The sequence below is a fragment of the Streptomyces sp. AC512_CC834 genome (genome assembly GCF_019049325.1).
Classification (GTDB): Bacteria; Actinomycetota; Actinomycetes; order Streptomycetales; family Streptomycetaceae; genus Streptomyces.
Map to the genome: position 1 here is coordinate 118139 of NZ_JAGMUO010000007.1, position 15762 is coordinate 133900.

General features: G+C 70.2%; 15 protein-coding genes. 3 read left to right on the plus strand and 12 right to left on the minus strand.

Going from position 1 to position 15762, the window contains the following annotated elements; genetic code table 11:
* The first annotated feature begins 6 nt into the window (after nt 1-6).
* Nucleotides 7-1011, plus strand: coding sequence for a sigma-70 family RNA polymerase sigma factor (locus KUM40_RS01060; RefSeq protein ID WP_217161788.1), 1005 nt, complete (start codon nt 7-9; stop codon nt 1009-1011).
* Here KUM40_RS01060 and KUM40_RS01065 read toward each other — a convergent pair.
* Entirely contained in the window at nt 904-1290 is a 387-nt protein-coding gene (locus tag KUM40_RS01065; RefSeq protein ID WP_217161790.1) for an STAS domain-containing protein, read from the minus strand. The two genes, KUM40_RS01060 and KUM40_RS01065, sit on opposite strands and share 108 nt — an antisense overlap.
* Nucleotides 1291-1602: 312 nt before the next feature.
* Here KUM40_RS01065 and KUM40_RS01070 point away from each other — a divergent pair, with 312 nt between their 5' ends.
* Complete coding sequence (locus KUM40_RS01070; RefSeq protein ID WP_254394332.1) at nt 1603-2382, plus strand: CPBP family intramembrane glutamic endopeptidase; 780 nt, start codon at nt 1603-1605, stop codon at nt 2380-2382.
* A gap of 80 nt (nt 2383-2462) precedes the next feature.
* Here the strand turns inward: KUM40_RS01070 and KUM40_RS01075 are convergent, their stop codons facing one another.
* The 11 genes from KUM40_RS01075 to KUM40_RS01125 form a co-directional block, all read right to left on the minus strand.
* Nucleotides 2463-3047, minus strand: a complete 585-nt coding sequence (locus KUM40_RS01075) for a Uma2 family endonuclease (protein ID WP_217161794.1) — start codon at nt 3045-3047, stop codon at nt 2463-2465.
* Between the two features lie 121 nt (nt 3048-3168).
* Nucleotides 3169-4446 (minus strand): thymidine phosphorylase, encoded by a 1278-nt coding sequence (locus KUM40_RS01080; RefSeq protein ID WP_217161857.1) that lies wholly within the window; start codon nt 4444-4446, stop codon nt 3169-3171.
* A gap of 38 nt (nt 4447-4484) precedes the next feature.
* Nucleotides 4485-4877 carry a cytidine deaminase gene (locus tag KUM40_RS01085; protein WP_217161796.1) on the minus strand — a complete coding sequence of 131 codons (393 nt, stop codon included), beginning with the start codon at nt 4875-4877 and terminating at the stop codon, nt 4485-4487.
* Nucleotides 4874-6148, minus strand: coding sequence for an ABC transporter permease (locus tag KUM40_RS01090; RefSeq protein ID WP_217161799.1), 1275 nt, complete (start codon nt 6146-6148; stop codon nt 4874-4876). Before KUM40_RS01090 ends, KUM40_RS01085 begins: the two co-directional genes overlap by 4 nt.
* Complete coding sequence (locus KUM40_RS01095; RefSeq protein ID WP_217161801.1) at nt 6145-7269, minus strand: ABC transporter permease; 1125 nt, start codon at nt 7267-7269, stop codon at nt 6145-6147. The genes KUM40_RS01090 and KUM40_RS01095 overlap by 4 nt, the downstream gene beginning before the upstream one ends.
* Nucleotides 7269-8933: an ABC transporter ATP-binding protein gene (locus tag KUM40_RS01100; RefSeq protein ID WP_217161803.1), complete on the minus strand. Its 1665-nt coding sequence runs from the start codon at nt 8931-8933 to the stop codon at nt 7269-7271. The genes KUM40_RS01095 and KUM40_RS01100 overlap by 1 nt, the downstream gene beginning before the upstream one ends.
* Before the next feature lie 267 nt (nt 8934-9200).
* Nucleotides 9201-10247, minus strand: a complete 1047-nt coding sequence (locus KUM40_RS01105) for a BMP family protein (RefSeq protein WP_217161805.1) — start codon at nt 10245-10247, stop codon at nt 9201-9203.
* A 509-nt stretch (nt 10248-10756) separates the two neighbouring features.
* Complete coding sequence (locus KUM40_RS01110; protein ID WP_217161811.1) at nt 10757-11803, minus strand: BMP family protein; 1047 nt, start codon at nt 11801-11803, stop codon at nt 10757-10759.
* 187 nt (nt 11804-11990) lie between these two features.
* Nucleotides 11991-13229 (minus strand): M20 family metallopeptidase, encoded by a 1239-nt coding sequence (locus tag KUM40_RS01115; protein ID WP_217161812.1) that lies wholly within the window; start codon nt 13227-13229, stop codon nt 11991-11993.
* A 286-nt stretch (nt 13230-13515) separates the two neighbouring features.
* Complete coding sequence (locus KUM40_RS01120; RefSeq protein ID WP_217161813.1) at nt 13516-13971, minus strand: hypothetical protein; 456 nt, start codon at nt 13969-13971, stop codon at nt 13516-13518.
* Between the two features lie 680 nt (nt 13972-14651).
* On the minus strand, nt 14652-14873 hold the full coding sequence (locus KUM40_RS01125; protein WP_217161861.1) for a hypothetical protein: 222 nt from the start codon (nt 14871-14873) through the stop codon (nt 14652-14654).
* Between the two features lie 452 nt (nt 14874-15325).
* On the opposite strand from KUM40_RS01125, the gene KUM40_RS01130 reads away from it, so the two are divergent.
* The gene (locus tag KUM40_RS01130) at nt 15326-15583 is read left to right on the plus strand and encodes a winged helix-turn-helix domain-containing protein (RefSeq protein ID WP_217161814.1); all 258 of its coding nucleotides are present in this window, start codon (nt 15326-15328) and stop codon (nt 15581-15583) included.
* Nucleotides 15584-15762 lie beyond the last annotated feature (179 nt).

Sequence of the window (15762 nt, forward strand, 5' to 3'; positions counted from 1 at the left end):
TGGACGATGACCAACGGCACCGTGACGACGGAGCTGGACTCCGCGCTGGAGAAGCACCGACCCGAGCTGACGGGGTACTGCTACCGGATGCTCGGTTCCTCCTTCGAGGCCGAGGACGCGGTGCAGGACACCCTGGTGCGCGCCTGGCGGAGCTACGACAAGTTCGAGGGCCGCTCCAGCCTGCGCTCGTGGCTGTACCGGATCGCGACCAACGTCTGCCTGGACATGCTGACCGCGGGCAACAAGCGGGCGCGTCCGATGGACCTGACGGACTCGACGCCGCTCGCCCAGGCCGCCCTGTCCCCCCGCCCGGACCACACCTGGCTGGAGCCGATGCCGGACGCCCGCGTGCTGCCGCAGGTCGCCGACCCGGCCGAGGCCGCGGTCGCCAAGGAGTCGGTGCGGCTCGCGTTCATGGCGGCCCTGCAGCAGTTGCCGCCCAAGCAGCGGGCCGTGCTGATCCTGCGCGAGGTGCTGGCGTGGCGGGCGAGCGAGGTCGCCGAGCTGCTCGGCACGTCGGTCGCCTCCGTCAACAGCGCGCTGCAACGCGCCCGCGCGACCCTCGCCGAGCGGGCGGACCGGGGGGACGGCGCCGCGGTGTCGGACCCGCTGGACGAGGAGCAGCAGAAGCTCCTGGAGCGGTATGTCGCGGCCTTCGAGGGCTATGACATGACGGCGCTGACGGCGCTGCTGCACGAGGACGCGGTCATGACGATGCCGCCGTTCGACCTGTGGCTGGCCGGTCCGGCGGACATCACCGGTTTCATGACGACGCTCGGCGCCGCGTGCGCCGGTTCCCGGCTGGTGCGGGTGGAGGCCAACGGGCTGCCGGCCTTCGCGCACTACAAGCCGGACCCGGAGGCGGGCGGCTTCGCGCCGTGGGCGGTCCAGGTGCTGGAGATCTCAGACGGCCGCATCACCGGGTTCCACTGCTTCCTCGACACCAAGCGGTGGTTCCCGCTGTTCGACCTGCCGCTCCGTCTCGAAGCGGAGACCGACGAGGTCCAGTAGGGAGTGCAGGGCCGGGTCGGGGTCGCGCAGCCGGATGCGGCCACCGGACCGCCGGGCGGTCAGCTCCAGGCGGGCCAGCAGGTCGACGACGGCGAGCCCCGGCGGCCCCAGACCGCCGACGTCGCAGACGACCACCCCGGCCCGGGTGGCTTCCAGCAGCGCGCGCACCTCGTCGCAGAGCCGGGGCGTCTCCCCTCGGGAGACGGGCCCCGGCAGCACGAGTACGGCGGGTGTCACGGCGTCCACGAGCGGTAGACCGGGCGTGGGCCGGCAACTCATCGGTGCCCGCGGCCAGAGATCACCTGACAAGCGGGGGTGGGCCTTGTCCCCCGTGCGAGCTACCGCCAAGTGTCCACTGCGGTGGGATGTCGCGGCTCGCTCCGGTTTCTAGTCTCAGTTGTGTCGCGGGCAGTCGCCTCGACAATCAAGCTGAGAGGGTCGAACACCATGGCCGGCACGGGCACTTCGAAGAGCACGGGCAGTTTGAGGAACACCCCGCAGTGGGCCCCACAGCAGGCCGGACCTTCTGCCCGCCGGCGCCGGTTGCGCACGTTCCGGTTCCCGGTTCTCCTGCTCGCGATGATCGGTGTGATGGCAGCGGTCGCCGGGATCAACCAGCTTGTCGCCCCCGTCCCGCTCCTCGCACTGCCGGTGGGCATCGGACTCGCCGTCGCCGGGCTGGCCTGCTATCGGTGGCTGTGCCGGACCGTCGAGCAGCGGACCGTCCCCGAGCTCGCGAAGACGGGACAGTGGCCCCTGCTGAGGCGCGGGGCGCTGTTGGGGTTCGGCGCGTTCACCGGCCTGATGCTGCTGATCGGGATGTTCGGTGGCTGGGAGGACCTGTCCTGGGGCTCCTTCGGCGGGCTCATCGGCACCGCAGGCATGATGGCGGGCGTCGCGGTCACCGAGGAGGCGCTCTTTCGCGGGGTCCTGTTCCGCATCATGGAGGAACGTACCGGCACCGTGATCGCGCTGGCCGTGTCCTCGGTACTGTTCGGCGCGACACACCTGGTCAACACCAACGCGACGCTGTGGGGCGCGCTCTCGATCGCCCTGACGGGCGGAGTCATGCTCTCCGCCGCCTACGTCGTGAGCCGCTCGCTGTGGCTGCCGATCGGCCTGCACTTCGCCTGGAACTTCACCCATGCCGGCATCTTCGGTGCGGTGCTCTCCGGCTCGGACTCGGCGCCCGACGGCCTGCTGGACACCACGCTGTCCGGTTCGTCCCTGCTGACCGGGGGCACGTTCGGACCGGAGGCCAGCCTGATGGCACTGCTGGTGTGCCTGGTGCCCACCGTCCTCCTGCTCCGGCACGCCGCCCGCACCGGCCAGATCAGGCGCCGCCCGCGGATCGCCAAGAGCTCCGCCTGAACGCCCGCACCCCCGGTGCCGAAGTCACACCCGGCGGACGCCGTCACCAACGGCGTCCGCCGAACGGTGTTCGAGGTGACTCAGGCCTCGGGGAACTCGCCGGTGTCGATGACCAGGTCGAAGGGGGCGGGGAGGGTGAGGGGATCGCCGAACTTGGCGGCGCTCAGCACCCGGTAGACATCCTCCTTCGGCTCGCCGTAGAGGGTCGCTGTGGGACCACCCGGGGCCCAGCGGTCGACGAGTAGGTAGAGCGGGATGCCGGCGGTGGCGTAGGCGGCGGGCTTGCTGATGCGGTCGTGGCGGGCGTTGGACTTGGAGGTGACCTCGACGACGAGTTCTGCCAGGGCGGCGGGGATGTGGGTGTCGGACTCCGTGTGATCAGGCAGCTCTGTCACCACGATGTCCGGAATGAGCATCCCCAAGCGGGACGGAACGGCGATCGCCAGCGTCTGGAAGACCCTCCAATCCTCGGGGATCACCGAGTACAAGCGCCGATGGATGCGCGCGGCGACGACGTGGTGAGGCACTGCCGGAGCAGGTGACACGGTGACGATCCCCTCGATGATCTCCACCTTGCTGCCCTCGGGCCATTCCATCCCCTCCCAGAACCGGACGAGGTCGTCCCAGTTCCGGTCGGGCTCGTCGCTCACGGTGAGTGCGCTCATGGCGGTTCTCCCATCGGTGCGTCACCGATCCGAGCATGCCGAACGGGACCGGCACAGGTCTACCGATCCCGTTCACCCGAATGGGCCCGTGACATCAGCGGCCTCCGGCCGCGGGCGCAGGTCAGGCGATACGTTCCCGCACCACCGGCGAGGCGGTGAAGTCCGTACCCGCCGGCGCGACGTCGTACGAGCCCTCCACCGCCGCGAGCGCGTACTCGAAGCGGTCCGGGGTGTCCGTGTGGAGGGTGAGGAGGGGCTGGCCCTCGGTGACCGTGTCGCCGGGCTTGGCGTGCAGCTCGATGCCCGCGCCCGCCTGCACCGGGTCCTCCTTGCGGGCGCGGCCAGCGCCCAGGCGCCAGGCGGCGACGCCGATGTCGTAGGCGTCGAGGCGGGTCAGGACGCCCGAGGAGGCGGCCTTCACCACGTGCTGCTCCTTCGACGTGGGCAGGGCCGCGTCCGGGTCGCCGCCCTGGGCCGCGATCATGCGGCGCCAGACGTCCATGGCGGAGCCGTCGGCCAGCGCCTTCGCCGGGTCGGCGTCCTTCAGGCCCGCCGCGTCGAGCATCTCGCGGGCCAGGGCCAACGTCAGCTCGACCACGTCCGCCGGGCCGCCGCCGGCCAGGACCTCGACCGACTCGCGGACCTCGAGGGCGTTGCCCGCCGTGCGGCCGAGCGGGGTGGCCATGTCCGTGAGGAGGGCGACCGTCTTCACGCCGTGGTCGGTGCCGAGGCCGACCATCGTGGACGCCAGCTCCCGCGCGTCCTCGATCGTCTTCATGAAGGCGCCCGAGCCCACCTTCACGTCGAGGACCAGCGAGCCCGTGCCCTCGGCGATCTTCTTGGACATGATCGAGGATGCGATCAGCGGGATCGCCTCGACCGTGCCGGTGACGTCGCGCAGGGCGTACAGCTTCTTGTCGGCGGGCGCGAGGCCGTCGCCCGCCGCGCAGATCACCGCGCCGGTGCCGTCGAGGACGTTCAGCATCTCCTCGTTGGACAGGAGCGCGCGCCAGCCCGGGATGGACTCCAGCTTGTCCAGGGTGCCGCCGGTGTGGCCGAGGCCGCGGCCGGAGAGCTGCGGGACGGCCGCGCCGCAGGCCGCGACCAGCGGCGCGAGCGGCAGGGTGATCTTGTCGCCGACGCCGCCCGTGGAGTGCTTGTCGGCGGTCGGGCGGGACAGGGACGAGAAGTCCATGCGCTCGCCGGAGGCGATCATCGCGGCGGTCCAGCGGGCGATCTCGCCGCGGTTCATGCCGTTGAGCAGGATCGCCATCGCGAGCGAGGACATCTGCTCGTCCGCCACCTCGCCGCGCGTGTACGCGTCGATGACCCAGTCGATCTGCTCACCGCTGAGTTCGCCGCGGTCCCGCTTGGTGCGGATGACGGAGATGACGTCCATGGCCATGTCTGGCTTTCCTTACGGGAGTTGCGCGGGAGTTACTTGGTGAGGTGGTCGGGGCCGAAGGCCTGCGGGAGCATCTCCGCGAGGGGGACGATCCCCGCCGGGGTCTCCAGCAGCATCCGGGGGCCGCCGAACTCGTACAGGAGCTGCCGGCAGCGGCCGCAGGGGACGAGGACCTCGCCCTCGCCGTCGACGCAGACGAAGTGCGTCAGCCGGCCCCCGCCGGTCACCTGCAACTGGGAGACGAGGCCGCACTCGGCGCACAGGCCGATGCCGTAGCTGGCGTTCTCCACGTTGCAGCCGGTGACGGTGCGGCCGTCGTCGACCAGGGCGGCGGCGCCCACGGCGTACCCGGAGTACGGGGCGTACGCCCGGGACATGGCGTCCCGGGCCGCCGTGCGCAGCGCCTCCCAGTCGGCGCCGGTCACGTGCCCTGCCCCTTCCGGTACTGCATGCCGTTCGACTTCGGCATCCGCAGCCGTTGCGCGGACAGGGCGAGGACGACGAGGGTGACGACGTACGGCGTGGCCGAGACGACCTGGTTGGGGACCTCGTTGGTGCCCGCGTACCAGGCGAAGACCAGGGCGCCGACGACGAACGTGATCGCGGCCTTGACGTACTTCTTGCGGACGGCCAGCCAGATGGCGCCGGCGACCAGCAGCAGCGCGCCGAGCAGCAGCAGCGCGTGCACGTTGGCGGAGCCGCCGCGCAGGTTGAGGCTGTCGGTGTAGCCGAACAGCCCCGCACCGATGGCGAGGCCGCCCGGCATCCAGTTGCCGAAGATCATCGCCGCGAGGCCGATGTAGCCGCGGCCGCTGGTCTGGCCCTCCAGGTAGAAGGGGTTGGCCACGATGGACAGGAAGACGCCGCCGAGGCCGGCCAGGCCGCCGGAGATGAGCACGGCCATGTACTTGTACTTGTAGACGTTGACGCCGAGGGACTCGGCGGCGATCGGGTTCTCGCCGCAGGAGCGCAGGCGCAGGCCGAACGGGGTGCGCCACAGGATCCACCAGGTGGCGGGGATCAGGGCGACGGCGATCAGGGTCAGCCAGGAGACGTCGGTGACGAGGCCGCCGAGCAGCCCTGCGAGGTCCGAGACGAAGAACCAGTGCTGGTTGTTGAGGCTGTCGAGCCCGCTGGACAGCCCCGGGATCGAGAAGTGGCCGAGGGAGTCGACCGGCGGGGACTGCTTGGCCGAGCCGCCCTGGTGGCCCTCGAAGGCGAGCGGGGCGAGGTAGCGGGTGGCGCCGAGGGCGAGGATGTTGATGGCCACGCCGGAGACGATGTGGTTGACGTTGAAGGTGATCGTGACGATGGCGTGCAGCAGGCCGCCGAGCGCGCCGCCGATGATGCCGACGAGGATGCCGGTCCACGGGCCCCACTGGAAGCCGGCCCAGGCACCGAACCAGGTGCCGAGGATCATCATGCCCTCGAGGCCGATGTTGATGACGCCCGCGCGTTCGGCCCACAGACCGCCGAGGCCGGCGAGGCCGATCGGCACCGCGAGCTGGAGCGCGGTGGACATCTGGCTGACGTTGGTGATGCCGTTGGCGCCGGTGATGAGGCGGACGATCGAGGTCAGCGCCAGGGCTCCGGCGATGACCAGCATCAGGACGGGCAGCGACATGCGGCGGCCGGTCTGTGGTGCGTGCTCCAGCGACGGCTGGTTGACGTCGGTCGCTGTGGTCGGAGCGGTCATCGGCCGGCCACCTCCTTCTTCGAGTTGTCGGTGGCGCCGAGGACGTGTCCGGCGGCCAGCTCCGCGCCGACCCGGCGCTGCTGGCGGCGCAGGCCCCACTCACGGACGGCCTCGTAGGAGACGACGACCGAGAGGACGATCAGGCCCTGCATGATGACCGCGATCTCCTTGTCGTAGCCGTGGAAGTCCAGCTCGGGCGAGGCCTTGTCGAGCCAGGCCCACAGCAGGGCGGCGAAGGCGATGCCGACCGGGCTGTTGCGGCCGAGCAGGGCGATGCCGATGCCGAGGAAGCCGATGCCGGTGGGGAAGTTGAGGCTGTAGGTGTGGGTGTCGCCGAGCAGGATCGGCAGGCCCGCGAGACCGGCGAGACCGCCGGAGATGAGCATCGCGGTGAGCACCATGCGCCCCGGGTCGACACCGCTGGCCGCGGCGGCGGACTCGGAGGCGCCGGAGGCGCGCAGGTCGAAGCCGAAGCGGGTGCGGTTGAGGACGACCCAGTAGCCGATGCCGAGCAGCACGGCGAGGATCACCAGGCCGTAGATCTCGCCGGAGGCGCCCATGTCGATGCCGGGGACCCAGCCGGACTCGTGGATCTCTCCGGTGGTGTTGTTGTTGCCGATCTTGACGCCGAAGACGTCCGGCAGCCACAGGTAGCCGATGACGGAGGTGGCGATGGCGTTGAGCATGATCGTCGCGACGACCTCGCTGACGCCGCGGGTCACCTTGAGGACACCGGCGATGCCGGACCAGAAGGCGCCGGTGAGGACGGCGGTCAGGAGCAGCAGCGGGACCTGGAGGCCGGCCGGCAGGTTGGCGTGGGCGCCGACGATCGCGGCCATCATGGCGGCGAGCTGGTACTGGCCGTCCACGCCGATGTTGAAGAGGTTCATCCGGAAGCCGATGGCCACCGCGAGGGCCGCGATGTAGTACAGCGACGCCTGGTTGACGATCAGGACCTGGATGTCGGAGAAACCGGCCTGCTCGAACATCAGGGCGAACGGTTCGACCGGGTTCTTGCCCGAGGCGATCAGGACGATCGCGCTGAGCACGAAGGCCACGGCGAGCGCGATGACCGGTCCGGCCACCGCGAGGAGCACGCGCTCCTTGTCGAACTTCTTCATCAGCGGGCCTCGTCTTCCGGAGACTCGGGGGACTCAGGCGCCTCGGGGGACTTGAGTGACTTGGACGACGGCTTGGACGGCTTGGGGGCGTCCGGGGGCGCGGCGGACTTCGGGGAGTCGTCGGTCGCGTCGCCCGGGGTCTCGGGGGTCTCCTCGTCCTCCAGGTGTCCGGAGGCGGCGCCGGTCATCGCCGAGCCGAGCGCCTCGGGGGTGATGGTGGCCGGGTCGGCGTCCGCGACCAGCTTGCCGTCGTAGATCACCCGGAGGGTGTCGGACAGGCCGATCAGCTCGTCCAGGTCAGCGGAGATCAGCAGCACGGCGAGTCCCTCGCGGCGGGCCTCGCGGATGTGGTCCCAGATGGCGGCCTGGGCGCCGACGTCCACGCCGCGGGTGGGGTGGGCGGCGATGAGGAAGCGCGGCTTGTGGGTCATCTCCCGGCCGACGATCAGCTTCTGCTGGTTGCCGCCGGACAGGGAGGCCGCGGTGACGTCGATGCCGGGGGTGCGGACGTCGTACGTCTCGACGATGCGGCGGGTGTCCTCCTGGGCGCCCTTCAGGTCCAGCCAGACGCCCTTGCTGTTGGGCTTCTCGGTGACGTGGCCGAGGATGCGGTTCTCCCAGAGAGGGGCCTCCAGGAGCAGGCCGTGGCGGTGGCGGTCCTCGGGGATGTAGCCGATGCCCCGCTCGCGGCGCCCCCGGGTGGGCAGCGCGGTGATGTCCTTCTCGAGGAAGCGGATGGTGCCGGAGTCGGCGTGCCGCAGCCCGATGAGCGCGTCGACCAGTTCGGTCTGGCCGTTGCCCTCGACGCCGGCGATGCCCAGCACCTCACCGGCGTGCAGGGTGAAGGAGATGTCGTCGAGCAGGGCCTTGCCGCTCGGTGCCGCCAGGCGCAGCGTGTCGACGGCGAGGACCGCGCGGTCGGTGACCGTGGACTCCGCAGTCGCCGGCGTGGGCAGTTCGCTGCCGACCATCAGCTCGGCGAGCTGACGGGGCGTGGTCTCGGCGGGGACGGCCGTGCCGACCGTCGTACCTCGGCGGATGACGGTGATCTCGTCGGCGACCGAGAGGACCTCGCCCAGCTTGTGGGAGATGAAGATGACGGACAGGCCCTCGGCCTTCAGCTCGCGCAGGTTGTCGAAGAGTGCCTCCACCTCCTGCGGCACCAGGACGGCGGTCGGCTCGTCGAGGATCAGCGTGCGGGCGCCGCGGTAGAGGACCTTGAGGATCTCCACGCGCTGGCGGGCGGCGACGCCCAGCTCCTCGACCAGGAGGTCGGGGCGCACGCCGAGGCCGTACCGCTCGGAGATCTCCTTGATCTTCCGGCGGGCCCTGCCACCGATGCCGTACAGCTTCTCGCTGCCGAGGACCACGTTCTCCAGGACCGTGAGGTTGTCGGCGAGCATGAAGTGCTGGTGGACCATGCCGATGCCGCGGGCGATGGCGTCGGCGGGCGAGGAGAAGGCCACCTTCTCGCCGTCGACCGCGATGGTGCCCTCGTCCGGCTTCTGCATGCCGTAGAGGATCTTCATCAGGGTCGACTTGCCGGCGCCGTTCTCGCCGACGAGGGCGTGGACGGTGCCCTTGTGGACGGCGAGGTGGATGTCGTGGTTGGCCACGACGCCGGGGAAGCGCTTGGTGATCCCGGCGAGTTCGACGGCGGTCACCGGTTCGTTGACCGCCGCTCCGGCCGGAGGGCTGCTGGACGCGTTGATGGCGCACTCTCCTGGGGACGGGGGCCGTCTACGCGCGTAGCGCCCCTACGGCATCTAAAAGCGGCGGCGGCACATCGACACGACGGGGTACGGGGAGGGCGTTACGGAAGACGCTCTCCCCGTACCCCGCCGAGCGGTGCGACCGACGCGGTTACACGCTGTTCGAGGTGTTGCTGGTGCTACTCAGCCGCTGTTCATCAGCCGCTGCTCAGCTTCTGCTCAGCTACTCTTGACCTTGATCTCGCCGCTGACGATCTTCTCCTTGGCCGTCTTGATGGCTGCCTGGAGCTCGGCGTTGTCCGCGAACTTCGGGTTCGAGTCCGCGAGACCGACCTCGCCGGACTTCAGATCGCCCCGAACGATACCGGTCTCCGGCTTGCCGTCCTCGACCGACTTCGAAAGGTTGTACACCGCGCTGGCGACGTCCTTCGTGGCCGAAGTCAGGATGGACTCCTTGTACTTCGCGAGGGCTTCCTGCTTGTACTGGTCGGAGTCGACGCCGATCGCCCAGATCTTGTTGGCGGCGGCGGCCTCGATGACACCCTGACCGGAGAGACCGGCCGCCGCGTACACGACGTCGGCCTTCTTCTCGATCTGGCCCTCGGCGGCGACCTTGCCCTTGCTGGGGCTGGAGAAGCCGCCCTCCTCCGCGGTCTGCGTCAGGTACTGCGAGATGACCTTGACCTTGGGGTCGGTGTCCTTGACGCCCTGCTCGTAGCCGGCCTGGAACTTGTGGATCAGCGGGACGTCCACGCCGCCCACGAAGCCGACCGTGTTGGTCTTGGTGGTCTTGGCGGCGGCGACACCGGCCAGGTAGGACGCCTCCTGCTCGTTGAAGACCAGGTCCGCGACGTTGTCGGCCTTGATCGTGGCGTCGTCGACGATGCCGAAGGTGGTGTCCGGGTACTTCTCGGCGACGTTCTTCATGGCGGAGGCGTACGCGTAGCCGATGCCGATGACGGGGTTGTAGCCCTGCTTCGCCAGCGAGGACAGCCGCTGCTCCTTGTCGGCGTCCGTCTCGCCGTCGGTGGGCTCGACGTCGGCCGTCTCGTAGCCGAACTCCTTCTTCGCCTTCTCCAGACCGGCGTACGCGGCGTCGTTGAAGGACTGGTCGCCCTTGCCGCCGACGTCGTACGCGATGGCGAGACCCTTGTCCCCCTTGGACTCCGAACCGGAGTCGGTCGAGGTACCACCGCAGGCGGCGAGGGCGAGGGCCAGGGAGGCGGTCGCTGCGCCTGCGACCGTGATCCGGGAAATCCGGCGCATGTCTGGTGCTCCTGTCGTACAAGCGCCGGGGACGGTTCGGACTGCGGCGCTGGCTTCGCCGCAGATTAACGCGCGTAGACCTGCCTGAAAACCCCTTCTGTCCACCTTGTTATCCGCCCGTGAGCAAGGGTCCGCCGTTTGGATCAGGCCGGCTGAAAGACACGGTGCGCCTCGGCCGACCCGAGCGGGGTGTGGTGCGTGCAGATGCAAGGCGGAGGAGGGCGACAACGCGGAGCGTTGGCAACCGACGACAACGCCGCAGATGTGCGTGCCACACCCCGCGACGCCGGCATGATCCAAACGGCGGGCCCTGGGTGACGCGAACGGGGGTATCGGGCTGGTCCGGGGCTTGCCGGATGCAAACGTCGGTGGCGGAGGGTGACCGCCCGGCGCGGTCGCGGCGCGCGGAAGCGGGCGGGTGCCTGGTGGCGCCCGCCCGCTTCGCTTCTGTCCTGTGCCGTGCCCGGCCGTGCCCGGCGCGGCTGCTCCGTGGAGTCCGTGGAGTCCGTCTACTCCGTTTTGACCTTGATCGAGCCGTCGATGATGCCCGCCTTGGCCTTGGCCACGGCCTCCGTGGCGCCCGGGACCTCGGCGAACTTCGGGTTGCTGTCGGACAGGCCCACCCCGTCGGACTTCAGGTCGAAGGTGTGGGTGCCGGTCAGCGGCTTGCCGTCCTCGACGGACTTGGCCAGGGCGAAGACCGCGCCGTCGATGTCCTTGAGGGCGGAGGTCAGGATGGAGTCCTTGTAGGCCGCGAGGGCCTCCTGCTTGTACTGGTCGGAGTCGACGCCGATCGCCCAGACCTTCGCCTTGGCGGCGGCCTCGATCACGCCCTGACCGGAGAGACCGGCCGCCGCGTACACGACGTCGGCCTTCTTCTCGATCTGCCCCTCGGCGGCGGCCTTGCCCTTGTCGGGGCTGGAGAAGCCGCCCTCCTCCGCGGTCTGCGTCAGGTACTGCGAGATGACCTTGATCTTCGGGTCGGTGTCCTTGACGCCCTGCTCGTAACCGGCCTCGAACTTGTGGATCAACGGGACGTCCACACCGCCCACGAAGCCGACCGTCTTGGTCTTGGTGGCCTTGGCCGCGACCACACCGGCCAGGTAGGACGCCTCGTTCTCGGCGAAGACGAGGGACGCCACGTTCTTGCCCTCGACCACGGAGTCGACGATGCCGAAGGTGGTGTCCGGGTACTTGGCGGCGACGGCCTTCATCGCCGGGCCGTAGGCGAAGCCGACGCCGATGACGGGGTTGTAGCCCTGCCTGGCCAGGGAGGTGAGGCGCTGTTCCTTGTCGGCGTTGGTCTCGCCGTCGGTGGGCTCGATGTCGGCGGTCTCGTAGCCGAACTCCTTCTTCGCCTTCTCCAGACCGGCGTACGCGGCGTCGTTGAAGGACTGGTCGCCCTTGCCGCCGACGTCGTAGGCGATGGCGAGGCCCTTGTCGTCACCGCCGTCGCCGTCGCCGCTTTCGCCGCTGGTGCCGCCGCAGGCCGTGGCGGCGAGTGCGAGCGACGCGACCCCCACCGCGACGCGGGTCAGTCTCGATATCCGACGCATCTGAAGTTCCCCATTCTCCAAAGCCCCGCAGCGGGCGCTCGGTTCGGCGCAGATTAACGCGCGTAGAAACTCCTGGGAACGGGGTTCTGCAGTGCCGTTACCCATTCGTGCCGCTGGCCGGTTACGGCCTTGTGAACGTCCGGATCGCACGGGACCGCGCCCTTCACAGCACGGCTTGCGGCACGGCCTACTGCACGGCGTCGATGAGCGCCGCCGCGGTGAACATCTCCACGCCGACCGTGATGGCGTGCTCGTCCACGTCGAAGTCGCCCTGGTGCAGGTCGCGGACCGTGCGCTCGCCGGGCGGGCGGACGCCGAGGCGGGCCATGGCGCCGGGCACGCGCTCCAGGTACCAGGAGAAGTCCTCGCCGCCCAGGCTCTGCTCGGTGCCCTCCACGGCGTCGGTGCCGCGCCGGGCGACCATGGCGGCCTGGAGCAGCTCGGTGCTGGTGACCTCGTTGACGACTGGGGGCACGCCGCGGACGTAGGTGATCTCGGACTTGGCCCGGTACAGGTTGGCGATCTCGTCGATGGCGCCGACCACTAGGTCGGGCGCCTGCCGCCAGGCGTCGAGGTCGAGGCAGCGCACGGTCCCGGCGAGCTCGGCGTGCTGCGGGATGACGTTCGGGGCGTGGCCGGACTCGATCCGCCCCCAGGTCAGGGCGAGCCCGCTGCGGCTGTCCACGCGCCGGGCGACGAGCGAGGGCACGTCGGTGACGACGCGCGCGGTGGCGGTGACCAGGTCGGTGGTGAGGTGCGGGCGGGCGGTGTGCCCGCCGGGACCGTTCAGGGCGATCTCAAGGCGGTCGCAGGCGGAGGTGATGGCGCCGACCCTGAGTCCGATCCTCCCGGCGTCCACCCGGGGGTCGCAGTGCACGGCGAGGATGCGGCGCACCCCGTCGAGCGCGCCGCCCTCGATGGCGTCGGCGGCGCCGCCGGGCAGCACCTCCTCGGCCGGCTGGAAGACCAGCCGCACGGGCCGGGGCAGCAGGCCCTGCTCGTGCAGGGCGGCGAGCACGAGGCCGGTGCCGAGGACGACGGTGGTGTGCACGTCGTGTCCGCAGGCGTGGGCGCGGTCCGGCACGCGCGAGTGGTACGGGCACTCGCTCTTGGTGTCCGGGATGGGCAGCGCGTCGATGTCGGCCCGCAGGGCGAGCATGCGCGGTCCGCCGGTCCACTGTCCCGAGTCGGTGCCGGTGCCGATGTCGCAGACGAGCCCGGTGCCGATGGGCAGCACGCGCGGCTTGAGGCCGGCCCGCTCCAGCCGTTCCTTGATCGCGGCGGTGGTGCGGAACTCCTGGTTGCCCAGCTCGGGATGCATGTGCAGGTCGCGGCGGAAGGCCACGAGCTCCGCACGCAGCGCGTCCGGCAAGGTGCCGGGCAGCGCGGCTTCACCGGGAGTGTCGGCCTCGGACTCTGGGGACATCAACACGTTCACCCTTTGCAGCGTAGGGCGCCCGAGCGATCGGTGGGCCCACGATCAACAAAAAATCAGTCCGTTAGGGGAAGAAGACTCGGCCGCCCCACGCATAGCCATCATCTCGCTTGGGTAAACTCGGCCGCCTTTCCGACCGAGCCGATCAGGGGCGATCGCCGGGAGCGGCGCCGGCCGCTCGACGGCACCCGTCCTCTCCCTCCCGGTTACCACGCGTGGCCCGCTCCACGCGCCCGAGCCACCTGTCGGACCGGGGCCAGCCGGGACCCGGGGGCCGTCAGGCGCTGTGGTCCCCCGGCCGGGGCCACCGGCGCACCACCCCGAGGGTGCCTTCCACGACGGCGAGCACGGAGAGGGTCAGTCCCGCGACGACCACCGGGTTCACCCAGCCGGGCACCAGCTCCGTGCCCGTGCCGTCCTCGGTGACGCACTGCACGCTGATCGGGAGCGCCATACGGGTCACGACGTAGTCACCCCGTGCGCCGCGCGCCGCACACATCTGGTCCGGGTCGAGCAGATAGAAGCCCCGCGACACTCCCCAGGCGTACACGCCGAGCGCCGCTCCGCCGCCAATGACCGCCAACAGCGCGCACGTGGTCCCGCTCGGCCGATGCCATCCGCTGCCCGGCAGCCGAACCCGGGCACGCCGGGCGAGTGCAACGGCGGCGCCCACGACGGCGAACGGCATCACGAGCGGCGCGAGGGTGAGGACGAGGACCAGAACACTTGCCATGCCTGTCCGGACAGCGGCGGAGCGGGGCCGGTTCCTTCCGGAGGGGTCGGGTCCTCCCGCATCCGCCCCACACCCGCCGCGCAGCGGCCCCGTTGCCGGACGGTGAATGGGAACGCCTGTCCCGATCCAGTGCCCCCGCGCCGGAGGTCTACTGGGACGAATAGTCCGACTATGGCGCCCGGGGCGCGTCTCGCGGCCGTTGACGGATTCACCGCGGGCATCCAACAGCAGCACTCAACTACCGGCGGCTGGGACCATCACCCTTTCGACAGCGCGGGCAGCGGCACGCAGGCCATGCCGTTGACGCCGCCGGAAGCACCATCACGCCGGGTCGACACGTGTTCGATTTCGCCGCGCCGATCCGACGCCCGTCGCTGTCGACCCGGTCGACGCAGATGGTCACGCTCGATTCCCTGGTTCAGGTGGGGCAACCCGGCGTTCACCGCTCACCCTCACCGGTTGGTGAGTGACAGGAGCAGGGGCAGCCCCGCAGCAGGATCAGACGGCCACCGCTGTGCGGCAGGAGGACGCTCCGCCCGCCGTGACACCACGAGTGCGCGTCCTCGTACCCGCGCTCCTCGGACAGCGCGCATTCCGCCGACAATTCCTGCCCAGCCGCAGGCCCGCTGACGTCACCGTTCCTCCTCCGGGGATCGCCACGATCACCGCTCGCCCGCCGCTCACTGGGCGCCATCAGCCCGGTCCACAACGGGCAGCGACAGTACATCCGGCTCCTCGGGAAAGTGCCGGGCACACTCCACGCAGGCGTAGACGTTGAATCCGGGCCCGGAGTTCTGGTGCACCACCGAGATCACGACGGGCACGTCCGTGTTCACGTGGCAGCGCACGCACATACGGAGCGACGGACGTCCACCCGACGCCGTCTCGGGGTGCTCGCTCACCGTGCCACCGCCTCGGTGGCAACCATGACCACTGCCGCCAGGCGTCGCCGACGGGACCGCAACCGCTCCTGTTCCCGTACGGCCTGAAGGACGTACGGACGGACCGGACTCTCGCCAAACGCGTCGAGGGATGCATGGCGCATGTGCGGCGAGGCCTGAGCGCACGGTGCCGCAACTGCCCTGCGGGACTCCTCGGCCATGCGCGGGGCGGCCGGCGCGGCGGAACTCACCTGTCGTCGTCCGGTGCCATGCGCGAACACGCCCAGAATCCAGCGCGCGAACACGTGGATAATGCCCACTGTCGTCAACTCCAGTCAGTTGGTGGCCGTGCCCCCGGACGGCTCCACCCGTCGCGGGGGTTTCATCGTAATGTACCACGGTACACCACGGTGCGTCGTGGTGTGCCGTGAGCTATCAAGGCAGGTTCCGGTATGCCACGCCATGCTGAATGCATGGCCGAGTACGAGTGGCAGCGGATCGCGCGCGCCGTCGAAGAAGAGATCAGGTCGGGTCGCATCCCGCTGGGCGGTGCCTTGTCGAGCATCACGCGGCTGGCCGAAACGTACGGCGTCGCCGATCGGACCATTCGCCGCGCTCTGCGGGACCTCCGCGAGCGAGAGCTGATCGAGACGCTGCCGCACAAGGGTTCATACGTCGTTGACGCACTGCCACCCACCGACGCGTCCGAGAGTGGCGACTCCGAGGACTGACGCCCGTCCTCCTCCACGTCAGCTTCACCGGTTGGCCAACAACACCGATGTCCTCCAGTGGCACCGGAGCCTTTTCCGTCGTTGACACTGTCAGCAACGGAGGACAGGCGGACTGTGAGAGATGCGCGCAGGCGTGCAGCGGGTTCGGTCCCGGTGTGAACGTCGGCACAATCGTCCAC

Excerpts from the sequence above, each read along its gene's own strand:
- KUM40_RS01060 (WP_217161788.1), top strand. The coding sequence starts at position 7 with ATGACCAACGGCACCGTGACGACGGAGCTGGACTCCGCGCTGGAGAAG.
- KUM40_RS01065 (WP_217161790.1), bottom strand. The coding sequence starts at position 1,290 with ATGAGTTGCCGGCCCACGCCCGGTCTACCGCTCGTGGACGCCGTGACA.
- KUM40_RS01070 (WP_254394332.1), top strand. The coding sequence starts at position 1,603 with ATGGCAGCGGTCGCCGGGATCAACCAGCTTGTCGCCCCCGTCCCGCTC.
- KUM40_RS01075 (WP_217161794.1), bottom strand. The coding sequence starts at position 3,047 with ATGAGCGCACTCACCGTGAGCGACGAGCCCGACCGGAACTGGGACGAC.
- KUM40_RS01080 (WP_217161857.1), bottom strand. The coding sequence starts at position 4,446 with ATGGACGTCATCTCCGTCATCCGCACCAAGCGGGACCGCGGCGAACTC.
- KUM40_RS01090 (WP_217161799.1), bottom strand. The coding sequence starts at position 6,148 with ATGACCGCTCCGACCACAGCGACCGACGTCAACCAGCCGTCGCTGGAG.
- KUM40_RS01095 (WP_217161801.1), bottom strand. The coding sequence starts at position 7,269 with ATGAAGAAGTTCGACAAGGAGCGCGTGCTCCTCGCGGTGGCCGGACCG.
- KUM40_RS01105 (WP_217161805.1), bottom strand. The coding sequence starts at position 10,247 with ATGCGCCGGATTTCCCGGATCACGGTCGCAGGCGCAGCGACCGCCTCC.
- KUM40_RS01110 (WP_217161811.1), bottom strand. The coding sequence starts at position 11,803 with ATGCGTCGGATATCGAGACTGACCCGCGTCGCGGTGGGGGTCGCGTCG.
- KUM40_RS01115 (WP_217161812.1), bottom strand. The coding sequence starts at position 13,229 with ATGTCCCCAGAGTCCGAGGCCGACACTCCCGGTGAAGCCGCGCTGCCC.
- KUM40_RS01120 (WP_217161813.1), bottom strand. The coding sequence starts at position 13,971 with ATGGCAAGTGTTCTGGTCCTCGTCCTCACCCTCGCGCCGCTCGTGATG.
- KUM40_RS01130 (WP_217161814.1), top strand. The coding sequence starts at position 15,326 with ATGGCCGAGTACGAGTGGCAGCGGATCGCGCGCGCCGTCGAAGAAGAG.